Genomic DNA, 21,512 nt, shown 5'->3' with positions numbered 1-21,512 from the left:
CCTCACCCACTCCATTCCGCCCCGCCTTCGGCGGGCCGGAATTCCGGGGTTCGGGGTGACATTGAGAACCCTTCAAGACATTCAACGGCATTCTTCCCGTGCCGGTCAGTCCCGCTGATGCGGGACCTACGGCTTTGGACTGACGGTCATCGCGAAGCCATGAAGCCACGTCGATCAAAGATGTCCGGGCCTGCGGCTCGCGGTCAGCCCGAGGGCTGACCCGCACGATCGTATCTTGTTCACGCCTCCCCCGGCGACACGAACGGCACATCCGCCGGTTCGTTGGCTTCGCGGGGCGGCAGACCGAAATAGTCGCGCACCGGGATGGAGCCGTCGTAGTCGAGGCGGTAGCGTTCGATGGAGCGCGCGCGTCCGGTGTCGGAGTCGACATCGACCACCGCGCCGCACATTTTCACATCGCCGTCGGCAATCTGGAACTTGTGCGGCAAGCCGGTGAGGAAACGAGCAATCGCGTCTTTGGGACGGACCCAGAGGACTGAATCGTGCGGTCCGGTCATGCCGGCATCGGTCAGATACGCGGTGCCTTTCGGGAGCATGTGTTCATCGGCGGTCTGAACGTGTGTGTGCGTGCCAACGAGTGCCGAGATGCGGCCGTCGAGATAATATCCCATCGCCTGCTTTTCCGAGGTCGCCTCGGCATGGAAGTCGACGAAGATGATCTTGGTTTCCATGCGCAGACGGTCGATCTCGCGGTCGGCGATGCGAAACGGGCAGTCGATCTCTTTCATGAAAACACGGCCCTGAATGTTCAAGACACCGACTTTCTCGCCGTTTGCTGTCTCGCGCACGACCGAGCCCTTGCCGGGGACATTCGGCGGATAGTTCGCCGGTCGCAAGATGTACGGCTCGCGGTCGAGGAGTTCGTGCGCTTCCTGACGGTCCCAGATGTGATTACCGGAGGTTTGGACATCGATGCCATAGGTGAAAAGTTTCTCGCTCATCTCCGGCGTGATGCCATATCCGCCAGCGGCGTTTTCAACGTTGGCGATCACAAAGTCGATTTCGTGCTTGCGCTTGAATCCCCACAAGAGCTGCGAGACGATCCAGCGCCCCGGGCGGCCGGTAATGTCGGCGATGAACATGATTTTCATGGCAACTGCGACTACTTCGCGTAATCGATCGCCCGTGTTTCGCGGATCACGGTCACGCGAATTTGTCCGGGGTACTGCATTTCATTCTGAATCTTCTGGGCGATGTCGCTCGCCAACAGTCCGGCGCCGACGTCGTCGACCTGGTCGTTTTCGACGATCACGCGCACTTCGCGTCCGGCCTGGATCGCATACGACTTGGCCACACCGGCGAACGAGTCGGCGATCTCCTCGAGCTTTTCCAGCCGCTTGACATACCCTTCGAGCGGTTCGCGCCGTGCGCCGGGACGCGCGCCGGAGATCGCATCGGCCGCCATGACGAGCAGCGGATACGGCGACTCGGGCGGAACATCGCCGTGATGGGCGGCAACGGCGTTGACGACGATGGGGTTCTCGTTGTAGCGCTTCAGGAAGTTGACGCCGATTTCGACGTGTGTTCCCTCGGTCTCGCGGTCGATGGCCTTGCCGATGTCGTGGAGCAGGCCGGAGCGCTTGGCGAGCATCGGATCCAGCCCCAACTCGACGGCGATCAGGCCGCAAAGAGTTGAGACCTCGACTAAGTGATTCAGGACATTTTGTCCGTACGAGGTACGGAAGTGAAGTTTACCGAGCAGCCACATCACGTCGCGGTGCAGGTCGTGAATGCCGACATCGAAGCAGGCCTGTTCTCCGGCTTCACGAATCTTGACTTCGATTTCCTTCTCGGTCTTGGCGACGACTTCTTCGATGCGCGAGGGATGGATGCGCCCGTCGGCAATGAGTTTTTCCAGCGACAGCCGTGCGATCTCGCGGCGGACCGGATCGAATGACGAGAGAATCACCGCTTCGGGCGTGTCGTCGACGATGACATCGACGCCGGTGGCGGTCTCAAACGAGCGGATATTGCGGCCCTCGCGTCCGATGATGCGTCCCTTCATTTCGTCGGAGGGCAGACTCACGACTGAGACGGTTGTTTCGACGGAGTGCTCGGCGCCGCAGCGGTAAATGGCATTGGTGATGATTTCGCGGGCATCGCGTTCGGCGTTGCGTTCGGCCTCGTCGACAATCTCCTTGGCCCGCGCGGCGGCTTCGCGTCGCGCCTGCGCCTGCAGGTTTTCCATCAGGAGCGCTTTGGCTTCATCGGAGGTCATCCCGGCGATGCGTTCCAGTTGCTTGTTCTGGTCGGCGATGAGCCGTTCCAGTTCGCCTTCGCGACCGCGAATGGCGCGTTCCTTGATGGCCAGCGCCCGGTCGCGATTGCCCAGGTCTTTCTCTTTGGTTTGCAGGATATCGACTTTGCGGTTGAGCGCATCTTCGCGTTCGGTGAGGCGCTTTTCGACTTTTTGCATTTCCGAGCGTTTGACCTGCAGTTCGCGCTCGAAATTGACCTTTTGTTTGTACCAGTCGTCCTTGGCCTCAAGCAGGGCTTCCTTCTTTTTGATCTCCGCTTCCTTCTGGGCGTCACGGACGATCTGTGCGGCCACTTCATCGGCGCGGGCGATCTTCCCGCTGCCGACACGCCGCGCGATCATCCATCCGACCAGCGCGAAGACCGGCCCGGTTACGACCACAATTACGACCGTCAGCCAGATCGGCATCATAGTGTTGTTCTCCCCACCGGCGGCCATCCCCAAAGGGATGACGGGCGCTGCCCGTATCGCCGGATGCTGCAGTGCGGGTCAGGAAAGGTGGGATTTGATCCGGGACGTGGAGCCGGCGGACAACTGCCCCTCGAGCCAATCGGCCAGACTCCGTGCCCGGCCGTTCAGCGCGCCGACCTCGTGGTCGGTTTGCCGCCTTGCGGAAAGCAATTCATCAGTGATGTTCAACGCCGCCAGTATGGCCACCTTGCCGGTGGTCAGGTGTGGCGCGCCTGAGGCGATCTTGCGCATCGATTGATCGACGTAGGCCGCCACTTTGGTCATGTACTCGACGTCCGTATCCCCATTGCTGCGCAAGGGGTACTCTTCACCGAAAATATTGACGTGAATGCTTTTTGGAGGCGTGCTCACTTCAGGGAATTCCCGCCCGGATCGAAGGACCCCAAGGCCCTTCCAGACCGCGATTTATGTTAAATGAACCTCCTCATGTCGAAGAATCTTCTCCGACAATGAAGGATTGTCAACTCCAGATTTCACCCTCCAGGCGGCCTAAAGATCCTGCTCATATGCACGGAGCCGTTCGATCAGGTCGCGCAATCGTGCGCGGGCTTGATCGAGGCGGACTTCCGACACTGCGGGTTGGGCCGGGGCCAGCAGGCGCGAACGCTGGCCGGCACTGGACTTGCCAAGCTGCGATTCAAGCTGCTGGTTTCTGGCCCTGAGAGACTCGATTTCCGTGACGGCGCGCCTGATCGACTTTTCGAGACGATCAAAATCGGCGTGCGTCATATGGCCCTCGGATATCAGTCCCGCGCTTCAGGATACGACCGGAGATGAGTCGCGCGGACCTTAATTCGTTACTTTAATAATGTCAAGCGATTTGATCGCGGGGAAGGTCTTAGGCGGCAGCCGCTTTGTGCGAGATTCAGTATCACTTTAAGCGAATCGCCTGTTGGGACACCGCCCAGTCAGGTTCTCAGTTCCGCCCCATGCTGCGTGTGAAGTGCTGCGACGATGCGGGCATGGGCCGAGTCGACCTCGGCATCGGTCAAGGTTCGATCGGCATGACGGTATACCAATGAGAAGGCAACGCTGACTTTGTCCTGGGGTATCTGCGAACCCGTGTAGCGGTCGAAAACCCGGACGTCGGCGATCAGGCCGCCGCCGCTGTCACAGATCGTCTGTTGCAGTGCTCCCGCGGCGACGTGTGTGTCGACAACGACCGCCAGGTCACGGTATACGTCGGGATAGCGCGGCAGCGGCTCAAATTGGTGCGCTGCGCCCAATGCGGTGCAGATGAGCTCAAGGTCGAACACCGCGCTCCACACTTCCTCCTTGACGTCGTGCTGCCGCGTTACTGATGGCGCGACCCGTCCCAGCCGGCCGACGGCCGCGCTCTTAATCTCAACGGCGAAACTCTCTCCCTCACCGTATGGCGCGCCGGCGGCGGCGATCACAGTTCCGTGGAGCTTCAGCGCGTCCAGCAGTGCCGTGACCGCGCCTTTCAAATCCGAAAATTCGTAGCGCCGAGGGATATCGGGCCAGGCGCCCGGTGTCTGACCACACAAGGCGATAATCAATTCGCGGCGTTCGGCGAAGGCGCCATCGACGTCCGCCTGGTAACTCCTGCCCACTTCGTAGAGCGCCATCGAATCGGCGCGATGGTTCAGATTATGGGCGATGACCGGCAGCAAAGTCTGATGCAAATCCAGACGCATGATCGACAAATCGGTCGACAGCGGATTGCGCAGACTGACCGGTGTGCCTGCGAAACCCTGACTGTGCGACGGGTCGGTCAGCGAATTACCGACCATCTCGCAGAAGCCCATCCCCTCGAGAATGTCGCGGATGCGGTTTTCGGCGATTCGCCAGCGGTTGCGATGGGTCGGCAAAACACCCGCGGCCTGTCTGTTCGCGGGCATTTTGTCGTAGCCGTGCAGACGCGCGATCTCTTCGGTCAAGTCGACCGGCCGTGTCAGATCGGGGCGGAAGGTCGGAACCCCAACCAGTAGCGGCTTGCCGGTGGTGACGTCACACTCCAGCCGGGAGAGATAGTCGATCATCGTCGGCGTGGAGATGTCGGTTCCGAGCAGTCGATTCACTCTCACCGGGTCCAGTTCAAGCTTCAGCGGGGCGATCGTCGTCGGATAGTTGTCGACGACACCTCGTGCCGGCTGCGCGCCGGTGAGATCCGCCAACAGCGCGGCCGCGCGATCGAGCGCGTGGATGGCGCCGTTGGGATCGACCCCCTTCTCGAAACGCAGCGCCGATTCGGTCGACAATCCCAGGCGCAGGCGGGTGCGGCGAATGCGTGACGGTTTAAAGCAGGCGCTCTCGATCAAGAAATCGGTGGTGCTCTCGGTGACTTCCGAATCGCGCCCGCCCATGACGCCGCCGATGGCGACCGAATGCTCGCCGTCGGTGATCATGACGGCATCGCCGGGGAGCTTGTGCACCTGCTCGTCGAGGGTCGTGAATTCCTCCCCCGGCCGGGATTGGCGAACGACGATTCGTGCGGATGCGATCTTCGCGCGATCGAATGCATGCAACGGCTGGCCGGTTTCGAGCATGACGAAGTTGGTCACGTCGACGGCATTGTTGATCGATCGCACCCCGGCACTCTTGAGTCTTCGCTTCAGCCAGAACGGCGAGGGGGCGATCCGGCCGCCGTTGAGCACTCGGCCCGCATATCGCAGACAGCCGTCGGCGTCGGCGATCTCGACGTGCAGCAGACCATCGACCGACTGCTCACCCTCGGCCAGCTCGAATTCGACGCGACGCGGCTTCTCGCCGATGATCGCGCCGATCTCGCGCGCGATCCCGAACACCGACAGGCAGTCGCTGCGGTTGGGCGTCAGCTCGAACGAGAGCGCCACCTCGTCGAGTTCGAGCGACTCCCACAAGGCGTTGCCGACCGTCACCTGCTCGCCGTCAAGCTCCATCAGACCGCTGTGATCATCGGAGAGCCCAAGGTCACGTTCGGAGCAACACATGCCGGTGGATTCGACGCCATCGAAGGTGCGCGGAGTCAACGGTGTTTCGCCCAGTGAGTCGATGATCGCGCCGAGGCGCGCAAACGGGGTCACCAGTCCCTTACGGCAATTGCGCGCGCCGGCGATGACAGTGTGCCTGGTTTTGCCGTCGTTGACAGAGAGCACCTTCAGGTCGGGCCGCTGCGGATGCGGGGCGACCGACTCGACACGCGCCACGACGACACCGCTGGCGCGGGGGAACACCGGTTCGATCCGTTCCACTGCGACGCCGAGGGACGTCAGGCGTTCGGCCAGTTCATCCGGCTCCCAGGGGATGGTGATGTAGTCTTGCAGCCAACGGTATCCGACGCGCATCGGGCATCCAGTCTTGAATCGAGAATGCTTCGCGCCCTAAAACTGGCGCAGAAAGCGAAGATCGTTTTCGTAGAAGAGCCGAATGTCGCCGATGCCGTGCTTGAGCATGGCGATCCGTTCGACGCCCATCCCGAATGCGTAACCCGAAAATACTTCGGGGTCGTAATCGACCGCGATGAATACTGCGGGGTCGATCATGCCGGCGCCGAGAATCTCGAGCCAGCCCTCGTGCTTGCAGACGGTGCATCCCTTGCCGCCGCACAGCAGACACTCGACATCGACTTCGGTCGACGGCTCGGTAAAGGGGAAGTAGCTGGGCCGAAAGCGCAGCCGCGTCCCGGAGCCGAAAAACTCCTCGGCAAACGCGATCAAGACGCCTTTCAAATCGGCGAAGGAGACATCGCGATCGACAAAGAAACCCTCCACCTGGTGAAAGACACAGTACGCGCGCGCGTTGATCGCTTCGTTGCGATAGGTCCGGCCGGGCGCAAGAATGCGCACCGGGGGACGCCGCGATTCGAAGACGCGCACCTGCACGGGCGAGGTGTGCGTGCGCAGCAGGTACTCGTCGTTGATGAAGAACGTGTCCTGCAGGTCGCGCGCCGGATGATCGGGCGGAAAGTTGAGCGCCGTGAAATTGTAATAATCGGTTTCGATCTCCGGACCGTCGACGACCTCAAAGCCCATCCCATAGAAGATGCTGATGACCTCATCCATTGTCTGCGTGATCAGGTGCCGGTGTCCGCGCGGGTGGTGTCGGCCCGGCAGCGTATGGTCGTAGGCGCGCGGGTGTGTCTCCGTCGGCTCGGTTTGCTGCTCAAAGAGCGCGGTGAGCCGGTCTCGCGTCTGGTTGGTCAGAGCTCCGAACGACTTGCGTTGATCCGCGGACAGATCCTTGAGCCCGCGCAGCAGGGCATTGAGACGGCTTTTGCGTCCCAGATAGCGCGACCGGACCAATTGCCGTTCGTTGTCGGACGCGGCATCCCACTCGCGCCGGGCATCCTGCTCGATTTGGGCCAGTTCACCGGCTATGTCGCTGACATCGGACATTTGTGTCATCCTCGGCTGTGCAACCAGAATGCAGAATGGACAAAATAAAACCCGGACAAGCCGGGTCAACAGGGCAACGCGTCATGCGCGCGGGCAGATGCTCGAACTTAAGTCTCCCGCGAGACGGAGCGTGCCAGCATCTCAAAACCGGCCGGATCGGTGGCCGCCATATGGGCCAGGACCTTCCGATCCAGCGTGACCTCCGATTTCTTCAGCGCGTTGATGAAGCCCGAGTAGTTCAACCCGATCACGCGAAGCGCGGCATTGATGCGGACCGTCCAGAGACGGCGCATGGTGCGCTTGCGGACCCGGCGATCGCGATAGGCATAGGTCCACCCCTTCTCGACCGTTTCGCGCGCGACCCGGATCAGTTTGCGTCGTCCGCCAAAGTTGCCGCGCGCCGCTTTGAGGTACTTTTTGCGGCGGTGGCGTCCGGCGGGATTGTTGGTTGCGCGTGGCATCGTTTAAGGCGGACCCAGATTATCCGTGCCCCAGCATCTTGTTGACGCGCCGCAGGTCGCCGTCGGAGATATAGGTCGATTGACGGAGTTGCCGCTGCCGCTTTGTCGACTTGCTCTTGGAGAGATGGCCGCGGTATGCCTTGGAGCGCTTGATCAAGCCGGATTTCAAGCGTCTGAAGCGCTTAGCGGCGGCACGTCGTGTTTTCATTTTCGGCATAAGAGCACTCTGCGCCATACGGCGAAATGCCAAATATAAGACCCCATCCCCGACTGTCAATGGCGAAGATCGGCTAAGGAGCGGACGCCTCGTCCGCAGGGCTATGGACAGACTGGCGTTTCCCCTTCCCGGCTTCGCTCGAGACTCCCTCGGGGTCATGTGATGAGGGCGAGGCCTCCGGCGTCCTGTCGGGTTTCTCGGATTTGCCTGCGGAATCGCCTTTGGGACGGCTGTCGGTCTTTTTGGGGTTGATGATCAGCGACATGTGGCGCCCTTCCATGCGCACGTTGGGCTCGGGCTGGCCGACTTCGGCCAACTGTTCCTTGACCCGGTCGAGAATGCGGTGGCCGAACTCCATGTGCGTCATTTCCCGTCCGCGAAACTCGACATAGGCGCGGACTTTGTGGCCCTCTTCGAGGAATTCGCGGAGGCGCTCGGTTTTGAAATGGATGTCATGTTCGTCGATCTTGGGACGGAACCGCATTTCCTTCAGTTGTGAGGAATGCTGACGCTTTTTGGCTCTGCGCGCATTTTTCGCTTCCTCGTACTGGAATTTGCCGTAGTCCAGAATGCGGCAGACCGGCGGTCGCGCCATCGGCGAGATTTCGACCAAGTCGAGACCTTCGTCTTCGGCGAGCTTGAGCGCGTCGCGGGTCGCCATGACCCCCAACTGCGATCCGTCGGAGCCGATGACACGAATCTGCGGAATGCGAATGCGTCGGTTGATGCGGACTTGCGGCTTACGTGGCGGCCTGACGATGTCTACCTCCCTTGTGAGAGTTGATGAAAGTTACGCGTTCGATTGCGCGTGATGCGCCGGATGATCGTCGTCTTTGATTCGCGCGATCACTGCGGCGATTGATAGTGTACCCAAATCCTGTCGTCCGCGCGCGCGGACTGAAACGGCGCCGGACGCGGCCTCCTTCTCGCCGACGATCAGCATGTACGGCACCTTTTGCAGTTCGGCTTCACGAATTTTCAGACCGATCTTTTCGGAGCGCGTGTCGGCGACGGCGCGCACGCCGGCGGATGTGAGCTCGTCGACGACTTTGCCGGCAAATGCCGATGCCGCATCGGTGACGGAGAGCACGCTGGCCTGCTCGGGCGCCAGCCAGATCGGGAATGCGCCGGCGTAGTGCTCGATCATGATGCCGAAGAACCGTTCCAGCGACCCCAATAGCGCGCGGTGGATCATGACCGGGCGATGCCGGTGGCCGTCGTCGCCAATGTACGAAAGATCGAAACGCTCGGGCAGATTGAAGTCGAACTGGATGGTGCCGCATTGCCAGGTGCGTCCGATCGCGTCGCGGACGTGCAGGTCGATTTTGGGACCGTAGAAGGCGCCGCCGCCGGCATCGACCTCGTAGGGCTCACCACGGGCATCGAGCGCGCTTTTCAGTGCGCTTTCGGCCAGCGTCCAATCCGCCTCTTCGCCGATGGCTTTGTCCGGTCGCGTCGAGAGATACAACTGCACATCACTGAACCCGAATGCCGCGTACATGTTCAGACAAAAGTCGAGCACGCGCCGGATTTCCTGCTCGACCTGATCCCGGCGACAGAACAGGTGCGCGTCATCCTGGGTGAATCCGCGCACGCGCAGCAGTCCATGGAGCACACCGCTGCGCTCGAAGCGATAGACCGTGCCAAGTTCAGCCCACCGCAGCGGCAATTCACGGTAGGAACGCAGGGCCGACTGATATATCAGGATGTGAAACGGGCAGTTCATCGGCTTGAGCTGGTGCGGGTTGTTCTCGACGTCGAATGGCGGGAACATACTCTCCGCATAGAAACCGGTGTGGCCCGATGTCTCCCAGAGCCCCAGACGCGCGATATGCGGCGAGTAGACCAGTTCGTATCCGGACCGCTGGTGCTCGGCATACCAGAACTCTTCCATTTTGCGTCGGATCGACGCTCCCCTGGGATGCCACAAGACCAGCCCCGCTCCCGATTCTTCCCGAATCGAAAACAAATTCAACTGCTTTCCCAGACGGCGATGGTCGCGGCGCTCCGCCTCTTCACGCCGACGGATGAAATCGTCGAGCATGGCCCGATCGGGATAGGAGACGCCGTAGATGCGCTGCAACTGCGGGTTTCCCTCACGTTCACGCCAATAGGCGCCGGCAATCGAGGTGAGCTTGAAGGACTTGATGCGGCCGGTCGTGGGCACGTGCGGTCCCCGGCACAGATCGAGAAAGCGAGAGCTGCGGTACAAGCTCACCTGATCGCCCGCTTCGTCGATGCGATCGAGGATGTCCAGTTTGTACGAATCGCCACGCTCGCTGAAGATCGAACGCGCTTCATCGAGCGTGCATTCCTGACGCAGAAACGGCGCATCCTCGCCGACGATACCGGTCATCCGCTTTTCGAACTCCTCCAAATCCTCGGGCGTGAACGGACGCGGCGGATCGAAGTCGTAGTAGAAGCCCTCGTCGATGGGGGGGCCGATTGCCAGCTTGGTGCCGGGCAATGCTTCGAGCACGGCCTGCGCCATCACATGGGCGGTCGAATGCCAGAACACCTGACGTCCGTCGGGATGATCGAAGGTCAGAATCTCAATCGTCGCGTCGTCGTGGATGGGCGCCGACAGATCACGCACACGTCCATCGACACGGATCGCCAGGGCATCTTTGGCAAGCCGGCGACCGATGGAGGCGGCGACATCCGCCCCGGTGACTCCAGTGGGGTATTCACGATGCGACCCATCGGGCAGGGTCAGTGCAATCGTACTCTTAGCGGTCGTTATGCTCATCGCACTATCAGTCGAAAGCGCCCCTACGGGCGTCGGCTGCCGGGATTGTCACATGGAAAGAGAGTTCCGGACAGCGGAGGGCGGCATGGTGGGCGATACTGGAATTGAACCAGTGACCTCTTGCATGTCAAGCAAGCACTCTAACCATCTGAGCTAATCGCCCGTTGGCATTCATTGCGACAAAAATACCGGGGCGCTCGCACGGGCGCAAGCGCTTTACCGGACGGAAGAACGCCGACGATTCAGGATTGGTCGTGCACAAGGGGGCTCTGCGACGGTGCGGCGGGCGTGCACATCGACGGGTAGAACATTACAACATCCATTGATCCAACAATCGCTCGACGATCGTCGCCATGACATCGTCGGTTCGGTACCGTCCGGCCGCGCTGTCGCGCCGCGCCTTGGCGACGCGCGCCGGGCGAATGGAGCCGTCGCCGGTGTATTCGGGATCTTCGACCAGACCAGCGAATGGATCGGCGGAGGAATGCGACGCCTCATCCCGCTTCGTGTCTGGGCGATTGTCGGCGGCCGCTGATACGCGGCGCCGGGGCGATGCCGGTTTCGTCTTGCGCGATGCCATCTTCGACGTGGCCGATCGCTGGAAGCGATGCAAAGCCACACTCCCATTCCTTTATCGGCTGTCCGGCGGCGCATTTTCCGAAAATTCGATGCCCGAGATGCGCGGCGGCGGATCAGCGACCGAGTGTCGATGGAGAGTGGACCGGTCAGAGTTGCGGTGTGCGAGAAGTGAACACTGAGACCGACGTCGCGGTGCGCCTGTGCCGGTGTGGCGCATGACGACACCGACGCGCGATCGCGGCGTACGTTGTGCCGGCTACTTCGCGTCGGAATCGCCGAAGCAGAATCCGGCGTCGACTCCGCGAGGAAAGTCGGTCTGCGGACTGCGATTCGTCGGAGGCGCCTTGGGTGCGTCCGGTCCGGTGCGGGCATTCTTGTCGACGGCGGCATTCTTCGTCGGCGGGCCCACGGCACGCTGTTTCAGCAGACGATCGATCCAGCTCATGTTCACCTCTCCGTCCGTCTCCGGCCATCGCGGGGCTGGGGTCGTTTGTTTTGACCCGGCACGCTTTCGCCCGGTTTGGCATCGGCGGTTTCCGTGTCGGATGGCTTGGCGCTCCCGCCCTTGACCTTGCCGGTAATGATTCGGGCCAGCCCCATCAGGTCGGATTTGATCGTACGGCTCTTGCGGTGTTCCTCTTTAATTTTCAGATAAACCTCTTCACGGTGGACGACGACCTTCTGCGGGGCCTCGACACCCAGACGAACCTGACGTCCGTAAACGCCGAGGACCGTCACTTTGACATCGTCGCCGATGGTAATGCTTTCGCCCTGTTTCCGTGTGAGGATCAGCACGCCGCCTCCTTGCGCGCCCCGGTTCGACTGTCCCTATCACAGGGTATCGGCCCGCACCCCGGGTGCTTGATTCACCGGCTCCAAAACGCCGTCGGAATCGACAGGGAGAGCTGCGCCCCGTGCGTCGTGCGCCGACGGGTCCGGGACAACCGGTGATGCGCTATGCAGTCCGCTGCACGATGTGGGACAAAACCCGCATGCCGCTCCGCCTTCAAGAGAGGATCTTCGGCGCCTGCACCTCAGGGCCGGAAGGGATCATCCCAGTTGCGCAACGACGAGGAGGTCGACTGCGGAGAGGGCTGGTGCTCGAGTTCGACCTCGCGGAGGCGTCGGGCAATCTGGCCCGCCAACGCGACCGATTCGCCCAATGCCTGTGCGAGCCGGTCCAGCGTGTCCTGGTCGGGGATTCCGACGCCTTGCAGGGTTTGTGAGGAGATGCCCAGCGATCCCTTCGTGGACGCAGCGCCCGATTCGATGGCAAGCACGGCATCGCCGACCGCCTGCGAGACGCGCGTCACTTTGGCCACCAAGTCGAGCAACTCATCATTCATGTGGCGGCGGTCATACGACTGATGGAGCCGGGCCGCCGCGACCGCGAGATTGACCGCCAGCAGGCGGGCGCGTTCGCCCAGGCCGCGGACCGATTCGACGACGTCCTCGACACGGCCCGCGACCGGCTCGCGGTCGACGCGGTCGTATTCGCGGCCGTGCGTCACTCCGACTCCGACTCGATCTGCCGTTGGAAGACATACCGCGAGATCAGACGACCGACGCTCTCCTCAAAGCCCTGCGGATTGTCGCTGAGCTTTGCCAGTCCCCGCGCGAGGACCGGATCGGTCACCTGCCGGGGTGAGAGAAACTCCACGCCGACGAGCCGTTCGCCGTCGTCGCGTAGCTCGACGCGCTTGACCCGTCCGAGAATGTTGTTGAGACTGTCGAATCCCTTGATGTCGAAGCGCATCAACACGACGTCTTCTTCCTCCATCGTATCGGTCGTCGAGATGAGGACGCCGCCGCCGGAGAGATTCAGCAGGACGCCCGCCTTCTTGTGCGGGTGGCGGCGCACGCGGTTTTCGGCGCGATCCACTACGATCGGCGTAATCTCAACCGGTGAGAACACTTCCAGTCGGACATAACGACGCTTCTGAGACTTGCTCTTGGCGGTACCGGCGGGCGCCGGCTTCGCGGTTGCCGCTTTTCTGGTGGTCATTCTGATGTCCCTCCCCCTGAACTGTTAAGACCGCTGTCTTCAAACCTTGAAATTGCTCAATGTGAATTCTTCAAGACGGGTCAACTGTTGCGTTGCCAATCCGACGATGTGCCGCGCCAGGGCCGTCTGGCAGCGATCGTCACCGCCGTTCTGGACGCAGGCGCGTCCGATGAGCGTGGCCTGCGTCAGGTGGCGCTCGGCCTCAGGCGTCCGGCCGAGGCGGCGCGCGATCTCACCGGCCATGTAGATCAACTGCAATCGTGAAGTGTCGGTGTCGCTGACCGACGCCGCCTCGAGCGCCCGGCATTGATAGTCGTATGCCTGCGCCAATGCATCCGGCTCACTCGCCGGAGCCCACGCGGCGATCTGTTGGAGAGAATTCAAAAACGCACCGTACGACGGGTAGTCGCCGTAGCGCTCTGCCGGAGCGGATCGGTCGCCGCCGGCGCCGAACAGCATGCGGCCCTCATCGGTGAGTATGGTGATGATACCGTTGATGTCGGCGCCGAGAGCGGATTGTACCTCCATCCAGCGGGCAAATTCGCCGCGGCACTGCGCGGGCGTGCGCAGGTCATGCTGATCGGATGCCAACGATTCGGGGTGCGACTGCGCAAAGTCGATGACCTCGGCGAGCTGGGCGGTGACTTGCTGCAACGACGATTTCAATCGATCCAGGGAGGCAAAGAGGCGACGGCGCAACTGTGTGCGCGGAGTGGCACTCCCCTCCGACGCGGGGTATCCTTCACGGAACAACCAGGCGACACGCAAAAACCAGCGCCCCAGGTCCGTGGCCGAGGGTCTATCGGACAGCAGTTCGTCGAAGATGGCAATCAGCAGCTTGTTGATCGCCGTGGCCGTCGGATACTGTTGGGGCCAGAGATTGCCGCCGAGACGTCGCAGCAATCCATCGGGATCGGCCAGCGCCTGCAGGTGTTGCTGTCGCAGGCGGGGCTGACGGACCGCACAAAATTCAGCGTCGTTTTTCCAACCCGGAAATGTCCTGTTGAGCTCGCGCGTGTAGTGGCACGAGGAGCAGGTGGCGGTGAAGTACAGGAGCGGATGGATGGCCTGGTATTTCGGGTTTGTCCACTGGTGATTCCGGGGGCAAAAATCGGTGTCGCGGTCGCCTTCGGTGAACGCGCCGGGACGTATTTGCTCAAAGTCATTGATGGTCGTGCAGACGGGGCATTCGAGCCGGATCATGCGAAACGGTGAGGTATCGGCGTTCATTCCGGAATCTCCACGGTCCCGTCAGCGGCCTGTCCGCTCAGAATCCGAAGCGTTCGCGCACCAGCGCGCGCAGCTTGCCGACCGACTTGGTGTGGATTTGCGAGACGCGCGACTCGGAGATATGCATGACCTCGCCGATCTCCCGTAAGGTCAGTTCTTCGTAGTAGTACAGCGCGATGACGAGCTTTTCCTGCTCGGACAGATTGGAGACGGCGTTGATGAGATAGGCGCGCAACTGTTGGCGTTCGATGTCGCCGAGCACGGTGTCGTTCTGGGGCGATTCCAGCGTCTCGACGCGCGGGACCTGGCGATTGTCCTCTTCGCGGTAGACCAATTCATCCAGGGACAGCAGCGTGGTGCCGGAGACATCCTCGAGCGCGTACGCCAGATCATCGGCGGAGATTTTCATGTGATCGGCCATCTCCGAGCGCGTGGGGACACGTCCCAGCTTGTTTTCGAGGTAGACCGTAGTGCGGTCGATCTCGCGCGCCTTGGCCCGGGTGGAGCGCGGCACCCAGTCGAGGGCGCGCAGCTCATCGAGAATGGCACCGCGGATCCGGGGCACCGCAAACGTCTCGAATTTGACCCCGCGGTCGGGATCGAAATTCTTCAGGGCTTCGTTTAAGCCGATGACGCCGGTGGAGATCAAGTCGGCCAGCTCCACGGATTTGGGAAAGCCGTGCGCCATGCGGCCGGCGACATTGCGGACCAAGGGCAAATAGCGGAGCATCAGTTCCTGATGGATTCTCGGATCGCGGGTGTGGCGGTACGCCTCCCATTGACGGGAGACATCCTGGGTGTTGCGGCTGCGTCGCGTGGTCTTGCCTGTGCGGGTGTCCGCAAACTCCGACATCTCCGTCCGTGGCGCCATCATCATCGGCATGCTGTCCGCTCCCTGCGTTAGATTGCCCCTCGGCCCCGTTGGCCGTGCGTGGTTGTCCCATTCACAGCGTGGCCGCGCGGCCGCTCGTTATGTGGAATAGTATGTGACATAGTTATCGATATAGTGTTATCGCGACGCCTGAGGTCCGTCCGGTCGGCCGCCTGACTGCCGCCGCCGTCCGACGCGGCGACGGTTGGTGCGGGACCGGCCTGGGCCGAATTGTGCTGGTTCGTCGCCATAATGACGGGGCTGGGTATACCATCCCCGTTTCGTCAAGTCCCCCTTGCAACGGCATTGCCAACCGCTGCAAAGAATTGCATAGCATTCAGGGGCAACGGGTTAACTCGGCCGGACGGCCGAGCGGAGACTCTCAGAGCGGAAAAAAATTCCGAATCCGTGGGGTCATTCCGTCACAGTTGTCGGGGAGTGACCAGACTCAGGGTACGGTGCTCGACCAGATCGAGCAAAAGTCGCTGACCCGCGCGTGATGACGATATATGCTCCGGATCGGGCGCACGTCCGCCGCCAGAGCGCCGACGCAGGCGAGAATATGCCGGAACTGGGATTCAACAGAGGGACAACGCGTTTGGAGATTGTGCGGGGGGATATTGTGCGTGAACGGACCGACGCGATCGTCAATGCCGCCAATACTTCGCTGCGGGGCGGCGGCGGGGTCGACGGCGCCATCCATCGCGCGGGCGGCCCGACGATCATGATAGAGTGCCGGAAGATCGGACGCTGTCCGACCGGGCAGGCGGTCGTGACCGGCGGCGGTAAGCTCGCGGCGCGCTGGGTAATTCACGCGGTCGGACCGATTTACGGCGGGCTGCGTTCGGACGCCGATCAGCTCGCATCGGCTTATCGCGAGAGTTCGAAGCGTGCGGTCGAAGTGGGTGCGCGCACGGTGGCTTTTCCGTCGATCTCGACGGGGGCATATGGATATCCGATCAAAGAAGCGTCGCCGATTGCCATTAATACGGTGTCCGCGTTCGTCGATGAACACGCCGACGTGTTCGATTTGATTCGGTTCGTGCTGTTTTCGGATGCGGACTACGCGGTGTACTTCGAAGAGTTTACACGACGCGGGGCGGCGCGTGGACAACGGAGATGAGCATCACACCCGCAGCTTCCAACGCGTGCCCGCGGGCGTGTCTTCCAGCACGACACCCATCTGATCGAACTGCCGGCGAATCTCGTCGGCGCGTTTGAAGTCTTTGCGGCCGCGCGCCTGTTTTCGTTCTTCGATCAGCTTCTCCACCAACGATTCATCGACGCCGCCGGCACTCTCGGGCGTTGAGACATCGAGGATTCGATCGGCGCTCTTCAAGAATACCAGCGCCAGAGCCGCCTCGGCGCGATTGAGGGCACCCGAATCGATTCGCTTGTATGTGTCGCGGATGAAGTCAAAGAGCACACCGAGTGCGCCGGAGACGTTCAGATCGTCGTCGAGGTGGTCGCCGAATCCGGATTGGGCTTCGCTGACCATCGTGGCGTAGTCGGAGCCGGCATCTCCCTCATCGGTGATCTCGCCCAGGCGCTGCTGAAAGTCCCGGAGGCGTTCGATGGCGCTGCGCGCGCCATCCAGTCCGGCGAAGGTGAAGTTGAGCTGCTGGCGGTAGTGGGTCGACAACAAGAGATAGCGCACCGCCAACGGCGAGTACCCCTTGGCAACCACGTCGCGCAATGTGTAGTAGTTGCCCAGCGACTTTGCCATGCGGTGTCCTTCGACCAGGAGATGCTCCGAGTGCAGCCAGTAGCGGGCGAACGGTTTTCCAGTGCCGCAGACCGATTGCGCGATTTCGTTTTCGTGATGCGGGAAGATGTTGTCGACCCCGCCGGTGTGAATGTCGAACTCCGCACCGAGGTATTTCATGGACATCGCGGAGCATTCCAGATGCCATCCCGGACGGCCCTTGCCGAGGGATGTCTCCCAGAATACGTTGCCGTCGGCCTCATCCCAGTTCTTCCACAGGGCGAAGTCGGAGACCTGGTCTTTTTCGTATTCATCGGAGGCGACACGGGCCCCCGCCTTGAGCTCGGTCAAGTCCATGTGCGACAATTGTCCGTACTCGGGAAACGAGGCGATGCGGAAGTAGATCGAGCCGTCATCGGCTCTGTATGCGTGGCCGCGTTCGAGCAGGGCTTCGGTGAGCGTCACCATCTCCGGGATGTGCGCCGTCGCCTCGGGATAGACCTCGGCGCGCTGCATGCGCAGCATGTCGACATCCTCGAAGAACGCTTCCTTATAGGGGGCCGTAAACTCCGCCGGAGAGATGTCCGCGGCATTGCAGGCCTTGATGATTTTGTCGTCGATGTCGGTTAAGTTCATGATCTGCGTGACGGCAAACCCGCGCCACTTGAGAAAGCGGCGCAGCAGGTCCTCGAACATGAATGTGCGAAAATTGCCGATGTGCGCGAAGTTGTAGACGGTCGGGCCGCAGGTGTACATGCGCACTTCGCCCGGTCTCAGCGGCTCGAAATCGACCAGCGCGCGCCGTCGCGTATCGGTGAACCGGACAGGCATCTATCGTCGCGTGCGTCCTTTGCGGGCCGGGCGCTTTGTCTTGACGGCCGGACGTCGCGCGGAGACACGCTTCGTTGGGCGATCGGTCAAACCGGCCACAGTCGCAGCATCGAGCTGTTTGACCACGGCCTTGAGCAGTTTCAGCGTGGCATCGTAGTCGTAGCGTGACAGGATGGAGTTGTGGGAGTGGATGTAGCGTGCGGCCGGTCCCAGCGATACGGTCGGGACGCCGGCGCGCGAGATGTGGACCCGTCCGGCATCGGTGGCGCCGCGTTCCATCGAGGAGAGGTGGTATTTGATGCGGTTGCGGTCGGCGGTGTCGATCACCAGTTGCAGCAGATTGCCGTTGGGGATCATTCCCGCATCGAATATGTCGATCGCGACGCCGCCGCCGAGCTTCTCCCCCGGTTCCTTGATGCCGGGCGTGTCGCGGGCGATGCCGACATCGACGATGAGCGCCACATCGGGATCGACCGCCCATGCCGAGGTGCCCGCTCCCCGCAAGCCGACTTCCTCCTGCACGCTGCCCAGACCATAGAGGGTGTTCGGCAGGGACTTGGGCCTGGTGGCCTGCATGAGATCGCACACCAATGCGCAGGCGACGCGATTGTCGAAGGCCTTGGCCAGGTAGAGCTGCGGGTTGCCCATGATCTGGAAGTCGGCCATCGGCGTCACATAGTGACCGTTGCGGATGCCGAGCTTGCGCGCGACATCGAATCCCTCGGCCGCGCCGACGTCGATGTAAATGTCGCGCGGGGCGATCACTTTCTTGCGCTCCTCGTCCGGCAGCAGATGCGGCGGCGTCGATCCGAAGACGCCGACGACGGGTCCCTTGTCGCCATGCACGACGACCCGTTGCGAGAGCATGACATGCCCCCACCAGCCGCCGAGCGGATACACCTTTAGAAATCCATCCTTGGTGACTTCACGCACGATCCATGCGACTTCATCCATATGCGCGCCGACCAGCACGCGGGGCGACTCGGAGCGTCCGGCCACTTTGGCGATGAGCGAGCCGAGTTTGTCCGACGAGAGCTCCGCATGGGACGGCATGTGCTCCGCCATGACGCGGCGGACCGCAGACTCGCTCCCGGGTGCGCCATGCGCCTCTGTCAGTGCAGCCAATAGTCGTTCCGTTCGATCCAAAAGATCCTCCCGTCAGTATCGTGACATTTCAGCAATCGACACGAAAGCGCGAAGGTAACACATTCGCATCCGGCGACTCAATCCCGAATTGGCCGATTAATCCAGATTGAGATGGCGCCGCAACGCGCCGACATTGCGGATTTCCACCGATCGTGTCAGCCCCGGAGTGTACCGGAAGCCGGGCCGGCGGACCAGCACCGGCGTCATGCCGACGCCCTGCGCCCCCTGCACATCTTCATACTGTCGGTCTCCGACATACAGGCACCGCTTCAACGGCACACCGAGACGGCGTCCGATGCGGCGAAAGGCATCGGGGTGCGGCTTACGGTAGCGTCCGGTCGACGTGAAGTCGGCCGCGTCGAGATAGCGCCACAATCCGAAGCGTTCCAGATCGTGACGGTGATCGGCGACACGGAAACAGGTGTTGGAGAGCAGGCCGATTGAGTACCCGGCGTCGCGCACGGCGCGCAGAGTCGATTCCGAGTCGGCGTAGACGCTGGCCTGTCGGCTGATCACGGAGTAGTAAGCATCGGCGACCGTGCCCAACTCGTCGCGTTGCAGACGTATGCCCGCCGAGCGCAACAGCGAGCGCAGGAGTTCGCCGATTCGGTATTCACGCATCTGGGCGCGGATGAGTTGCCGGCGACGATTCAACAGCGCGTCGAATTGGCGGCGAAACACCGGCCGGGGCGGCAGGGAGCGTCCGGACCGACGGAGATACTGTCGCACAGCATCGAGACTGATCCCATACAACCGGGGCCACGGGATGTTTTCGTATTCAATGAGCGTGCCGCCCATGTCGAAGATGATTGCGGCATAACGACCGCCGCCGGGCGGGCGCAGGCGAGCCGTTCCGGATCGACGGCGGGTCTGTGCGAATGTCATGACGATGGCCGGGGGCTGCGGAAACGCGCCATCGCTTACGCGGAGACCTTCGCCGCCGTCGTGCGCGACTGATGCCGCATCGCCGAGTCACACAACCGCCGCATGAGCTGCGGGAATTCGATTCCCGCCGCACGGGCCGCCTTGGGAACCAACGATGTCCGCGTCATACCGGGCAGCGTGTTGACCTCGAGGCAGTAGAGCGGGCCGTCATCGCGCATCCGGAAATCGACGCGGGCATAGTCGCGGCATCCGAGCGCGCGAAACGCCGACACCGCCTGTTCCTGTATGGCGCGGGTCTGCTTCGGGGTCAACTCGGCGGGGCAAATGTAGTCGGTGCGTCCGCTGGTGTACTTGCACTCGTAGTCGTAAATGCCGTGCGACGGCTTGATCTCGATGACCGGGAGCGCTTCACCGGCGAGGATGGCCACGGTGAGTTCTCGTCCAGGGATGAATTCCTCCACGAGCAGTCGTCTGTCCCAGCGAAACGCTTCGGCCAGGGCGGGTTCCCAGCCGCTTTCGGCTTTCACGATGCTCAGGCCGACGGTCGAGCCCTGCGCATTCGGCTTGACGACCAATGGGAGTCCCAGGGCGACGACACTTTCCTGATAGGACACGATTTCGCCGCGATCGGCCACGCGCCAATTCGGAGTCGGTATCCCTTCGGCGATGAAGATCCGTTTGGCGGCGTTTTTGTCCATTGCCAATGCGGAAGCCAGCATACCGGAGCCGACATAGGCGACGCCGGCGGCATCCAGCAGCGCCTGCACGTGTCCGTCTTCGCCATCGCCGCCATGAAGGGCGATGAACACCAAATCGACATCGCCGACACCGGCCGGGGCCAGATCGGCGGGTGTGAGAGTCGAGACATGATCGGCCACGATGGGCGATTCGTCCTCGTCCTCGGGAGGCGTGACGCCGATCCGGGCGGTCAAAACATCGGGCGACCAATCGAGTGCCCGCGATGAAACCGCCGGATCGAGCACCATCACGTCATAGCCCGTCTCGGTGAGTGCCGCGCATACGGCCGCACCGGTCGCCAGCGACACATCGCGCTCCGCGGACCGTCCCCCTGCCAGAACCAGAACCTTCATGATGCCCCCATTACTGTGGTATACGCTCGGATGCTTTCGTCTGTCGCCTCGTCATCACAAACCAGAGGATTGCTATGGTAGCAAGGACCGCCAAAACCGCCAAGGTGTAAGTGTCCCAGACGCGCGAGACGGTAACCCAATTTTTGTGAAGTCGAAGCGCCAGATAGGCGAGGATGCCGTTCCACAGGAGTATCGATATCACGCCCAGGACGTGCGCAGTGATCGGCTGGTAACGTCCGACTCCCGCCACCAATGGCACCGCCGAACGCACACCGGCCAGAAAGCGCCCGGCGACGATCACCAGCCACCCCCAGCGCTTGATCCAGCGTTCCAGTTTGATTAAGACCGCCTCGGAGAACATTCCGCGCCGTCCGGGGCGAAAGAGTTTGCGTCCTTTCAAGCGTCCGAACCAATACAGCAAGGAATACCCGAGCGCTCCGCCCAGCAGCGCGGCGACAAACGCCGCCAGCAGCGGTTGTTGCTGGGATTGGACGGCGACGAGTCCGAGGAAGAAGACGGCATCACCCGGAAACGGCGGGAAGATCATCTCGGTCAGGGCGGCGACAAAGAACAGACCGACCGACCACCAGAACGACTGCAGCCAGAGCAGCGAACTCCAGGAATCGGAAAATTCCATGTCAGATCGTGTCCTGTGG

22 protein-coding genes, 1 tRNA gene and 1 pseudogene are annotated in these 21,512 nt (G+C 61.9%); 1 reads left to right on the top strand and 23 read right to left on the bottom strand.

All coding sequences use genetic code 11. The features are described 5' to 3' along the window. Positions 1-239: 239 nt before the first annotated feature. The 18 genes and pseudogenes from VGB22_05500 to VGB22_05415 all read right to left on the bottom strand — a co-directional run bounded on the left by VGB22_05500 (position 240) and on the right by VGB22_05415 (position 15,210). Complete coding sequence (locus tag VGB22_05500) at positions 240-1,112, bottom strand: TIGR00282 family metallophosphoesterase (GenBank protein HEX9750724.1); 873 nt, start codon at positions 1,110-1,112, stop codon at positions 240-242. A gap of 11 nt (positions 1,113-1,123) precedes the next feature. Next, positions 1,124-2,689: a ribonuclease Y gene (gene rny / locus VGB22_05495; GenBank protein ID HEX9750723.1), complete on the bottom strand. Its 1,566-nt coding sequence runs from the start codon at positions 2,687-2,689 to the stop codon at positions 1,124-1,126. 78 nt (positions 2,690-2,767) lie between these two features. After that, on the bottom strand, positions 2,768-3,100 hold the full coding sequence (locus VGB22_05490; GenBank protein ID HEX9750722.1) for a cell division protein ZapA: 333 nt from the start codon (positions 3,098-3,100) through the stop codon (positions 2,768-2,770). A gap of 138 nt (positions 3,101-3,238) precedes the next feature. After that, on the bottom strand, positions 3,239-3,478 hold the full coding sequence (locus tag VGB22_05485) for a hypothetical protein (protein HEX9750721.1): 240 nt from the start codon (positions 3,476-3,478) through the stop codon (positions 3,239-3,241). 179 nt (positions 3,479-3,657) lie between these two features. Next, positions 3,658-6,036: a phenylalanine--tRNA ligase subunit beta gene (pheT, locus tag VGB22_05480; protein ID HEX9750720.1), complete on the bottom strand. Its 2,379-nt coding sequence runs from the start codon at positions 6,034-6,036 to the stop codon at positions 3,658-3,660. Positions 6,037-6,072: 36 nt separating this feature from the next. After that, complete coding sequence (gene pheS / locus VGB22_05475) at positions 6,073-7,068, bottom strand: phenylalanine--tRNA ligase subunit alpha (GenBank protein HEX9750719.1); 996 nt, start codon at positions 7,066-7,068, stop codon at positions 6,073-6,075. Positions 7,069-7,193: 125 nt separating this feature from the next. Beyond that, positions 7,194-7,547 (bottom strand): 50S ribosomal protein L20, encoded by a 354-nt coding sequence (gene rplT / locus VGB22_05470; GenBank protein HEX9750718.1) that lies wholly within the window; start codon positions 7,545-7,547, stop codon positions 7,194-7,196. A gap of 19 nt (positions 7,548-7,566) precedes the next feature. Further along, on the bottom strand, positions 7,567-7,764 hold the full coding sequence (gene rpmI / locus VGB22_05465) for a 50S ribosomal protein L35 (GenBank protein HEX9750717.1): 198 nt from the start codon (positions 7,762-7,764) through the stop codon (positions 7,567-7,569). 73 nt (positions 7,765-7,837) lie between these two features. Continuing rightward, positions 7,838-8,491 carry a translation initiation factor IF-3 gene (gene infC / locus VGB22_05460; GenBank protein ID HEX9750716.1) on the bottom strand — a complete coding sequence of 218 codons (654 nt, stop codon included), beginning with the start codon at positions 8,489-8,491 and terminating at the stop codon, positions 7,838-7,840. Between the two features lie 63 nt (positions 8,492-8,554). Then, positions 8,555-10,513, bottom strand: a complete 1,959-nt coding sequence (thrS, locus tag VGB22_05455) for a threonine--tRNA ligase (GenBank protein ID HEX9750715.1) — start codon at positions 10,511-10,513, stop codon at positions 8,555-8,557. An 86-nt stretch (positions 10,514-10,599) separates the two neighbouring features. Continuing rightward, positions 10,600-10,676, bottom strand: a tRNA-Val gene (locus tag VGB22_05450). Between the two features lie 147 nt (positions 10,677-10,823). Next, positions 10,824-11,132, bottom strand: coding sequence for a hypothetical protein (locus tag VGB22_05445; protein HEX9750714.1), 309 nt, complete (start codon positions 11,130-11,132; stop codon positions 10,824-10,826). Between the two features lie 216 nt (positions 11,133-11,348). Beyond that, the gene (locus VGB22_05440; GenBank protein ID HEX9750713.1) at positions 11,349-11,537 is read right to left on the bottom strand and encodes a hypothetical protein; all 189 of its coding nucleotides are present in this window, start codon (positions 11,535-11,537) and stop codon (positions 11,349-11,351) included. A 152-nt stretch (positions 11,538-11,689) separates the two neighbouring features. After that, positions 11,690-11,887, bottom strand: a pseudogene (gene csrA / locus VGB22_05435) (carbon storage regulator CsrA). A 239-nt stretch (positions 11,888-12,126) separates the two neighbouring features. Further along, entirely contained in the window at positions 12,127-12,603 is a 477-nt protein-coding gene (locus VGB22_05430) for a hypothetical protein (protein ID HEX9750712.1), read from the bottom strand. Next, on the bottom strand, positions 12,600-13,097 hold the full coding sequence (locus tag VGB22_05425) for a PilZ domain-containing protein (protein ID HEX9750711.1): 498 nt from the start codon (positions 13,095-13,097) through the stop codon (positions 12,600-12,602). Before VGB22_05425 ends, VGB22_05430 begins: the two co-directional genes overlap by 4 nt. Positions 13,098-13,136: 39 nt before the next feature. Continuing rightward, positions 13,137-14,327, bottom strand: coding sequence for a DUF2225 domain-containing protein (locus tag VGB22_05420; GenBank protein ID HEX9750710.1), 1,191 nt, complete (start codon positions 14,325-14,327; stop codon positions 13,137-13,139). Positions 14,328-14,364: 37 nt separating this feature from the next. Then, the gene (locus tag VGB22_05415) at positions 14,365-15,210 is read right to left on the bottom strand and encodes a FliA/WhiG family RNA polymerase sigma factor (protein ID HEX9750709.1); all 846 of its coding nucleotides are present in this window, start codon (positions 15,208-15,210) and stop codon (positions 14,365-14,367) included. Positions 15,211-15,760: 550 nt separating this feature from the next. Here VGB22_05415 and VGB22_05410 point away from each other — a divergent pair. Then, positions 15,761-16,321 (top strand): O-acetyl-ADP-ribose deacetylase, encoded by a 561-nt coding sequence (locus VGB22_05410; GenBank protein ID HEX9750708.1) that lies wholly within the window; start codon positions 15,761-15,763, stop codon positions 16,319-16,321. Between the two features lie 3 nt (positions 16,322-16,324). Here VGB22_05410 and cysS read toward each other — a convergent pair whose 3' ends face one another. The 5 genes from cysS to VGB22_05385 form a co-directional block, all read right to left on the bottom strand. Further along, positions 16,325-17,734: a cysteine--tRNA ligase gene (gene cysS, locus VGB22_05405; protein ID HEX9750707.1), complete on the bottom strand. Its 1,410-nt coding sequence runs from the start codon at positions 17,732-17,734 to the stop codon at positions 16,325-16,327. Then, positions 17,735-18,859 (bottom strand): M42 family metallopeptidase, encoded by a 1,125-nt coding sequence (locus VGB22_05400; GenBank protein ID HEX9750706.1) that lies wholly within the window; start codon positions 18,857-18,859, stop codon positions 17,735-17,737. 117 nt (positions 18,860-18,976) lie between these two features. Next, positions 18,977-19,765 carry an HAD family hydrolase gene (locus VGB22_05395; protein ID HEX9750705.1) on the bottom strand — a complete coding sequence of 263 codons (789 nt, stop codon included), beginning with the start codon at positions 19,763-19,765 and terminating at the stop codon, positions 18,977-18,979. 35 nt (positions 19,766-19,800) lie between these two features. Next, complete coding sequence (locus tag VGB22_05390) at positions 19,801-20,856, bottom strand: D-alanine--D-alanine ligase (protein ID HEX9750704.1); 1,056 nt, start codon at positions 20,854-20,856, stop codon at positions 19,801-19,803. Between the two features lie 10 nt (positions 20,857-20,866). Beyond that, on the bottom strand, positions 20,867-21,493 hold the full coding sequence (locus tag VGB22_05385; GenBank protein HEX9750703.1) for a DedA family protein: 627 nt from the start codon (positions 21,491-21,493) through the stop codon (positions 20,867-20,869). Positions 21,494-21,512 lie beyond the last annotated feature (19 nt).

This window comes from Candidatus Zixiibacteriota bacterium (assembly GCA_036397555.1).
Classification (GTDB): domain Bacteria; phylum Zixibacteria; class MSB-5A5; order WJJR01; family WJJR01; genus DATKYL01.
The sequence above is the reverse complement of the archived record's forward strand: the minus strand, read 5'-3'. Positions and strand labels throughout refer to the sequence as shown.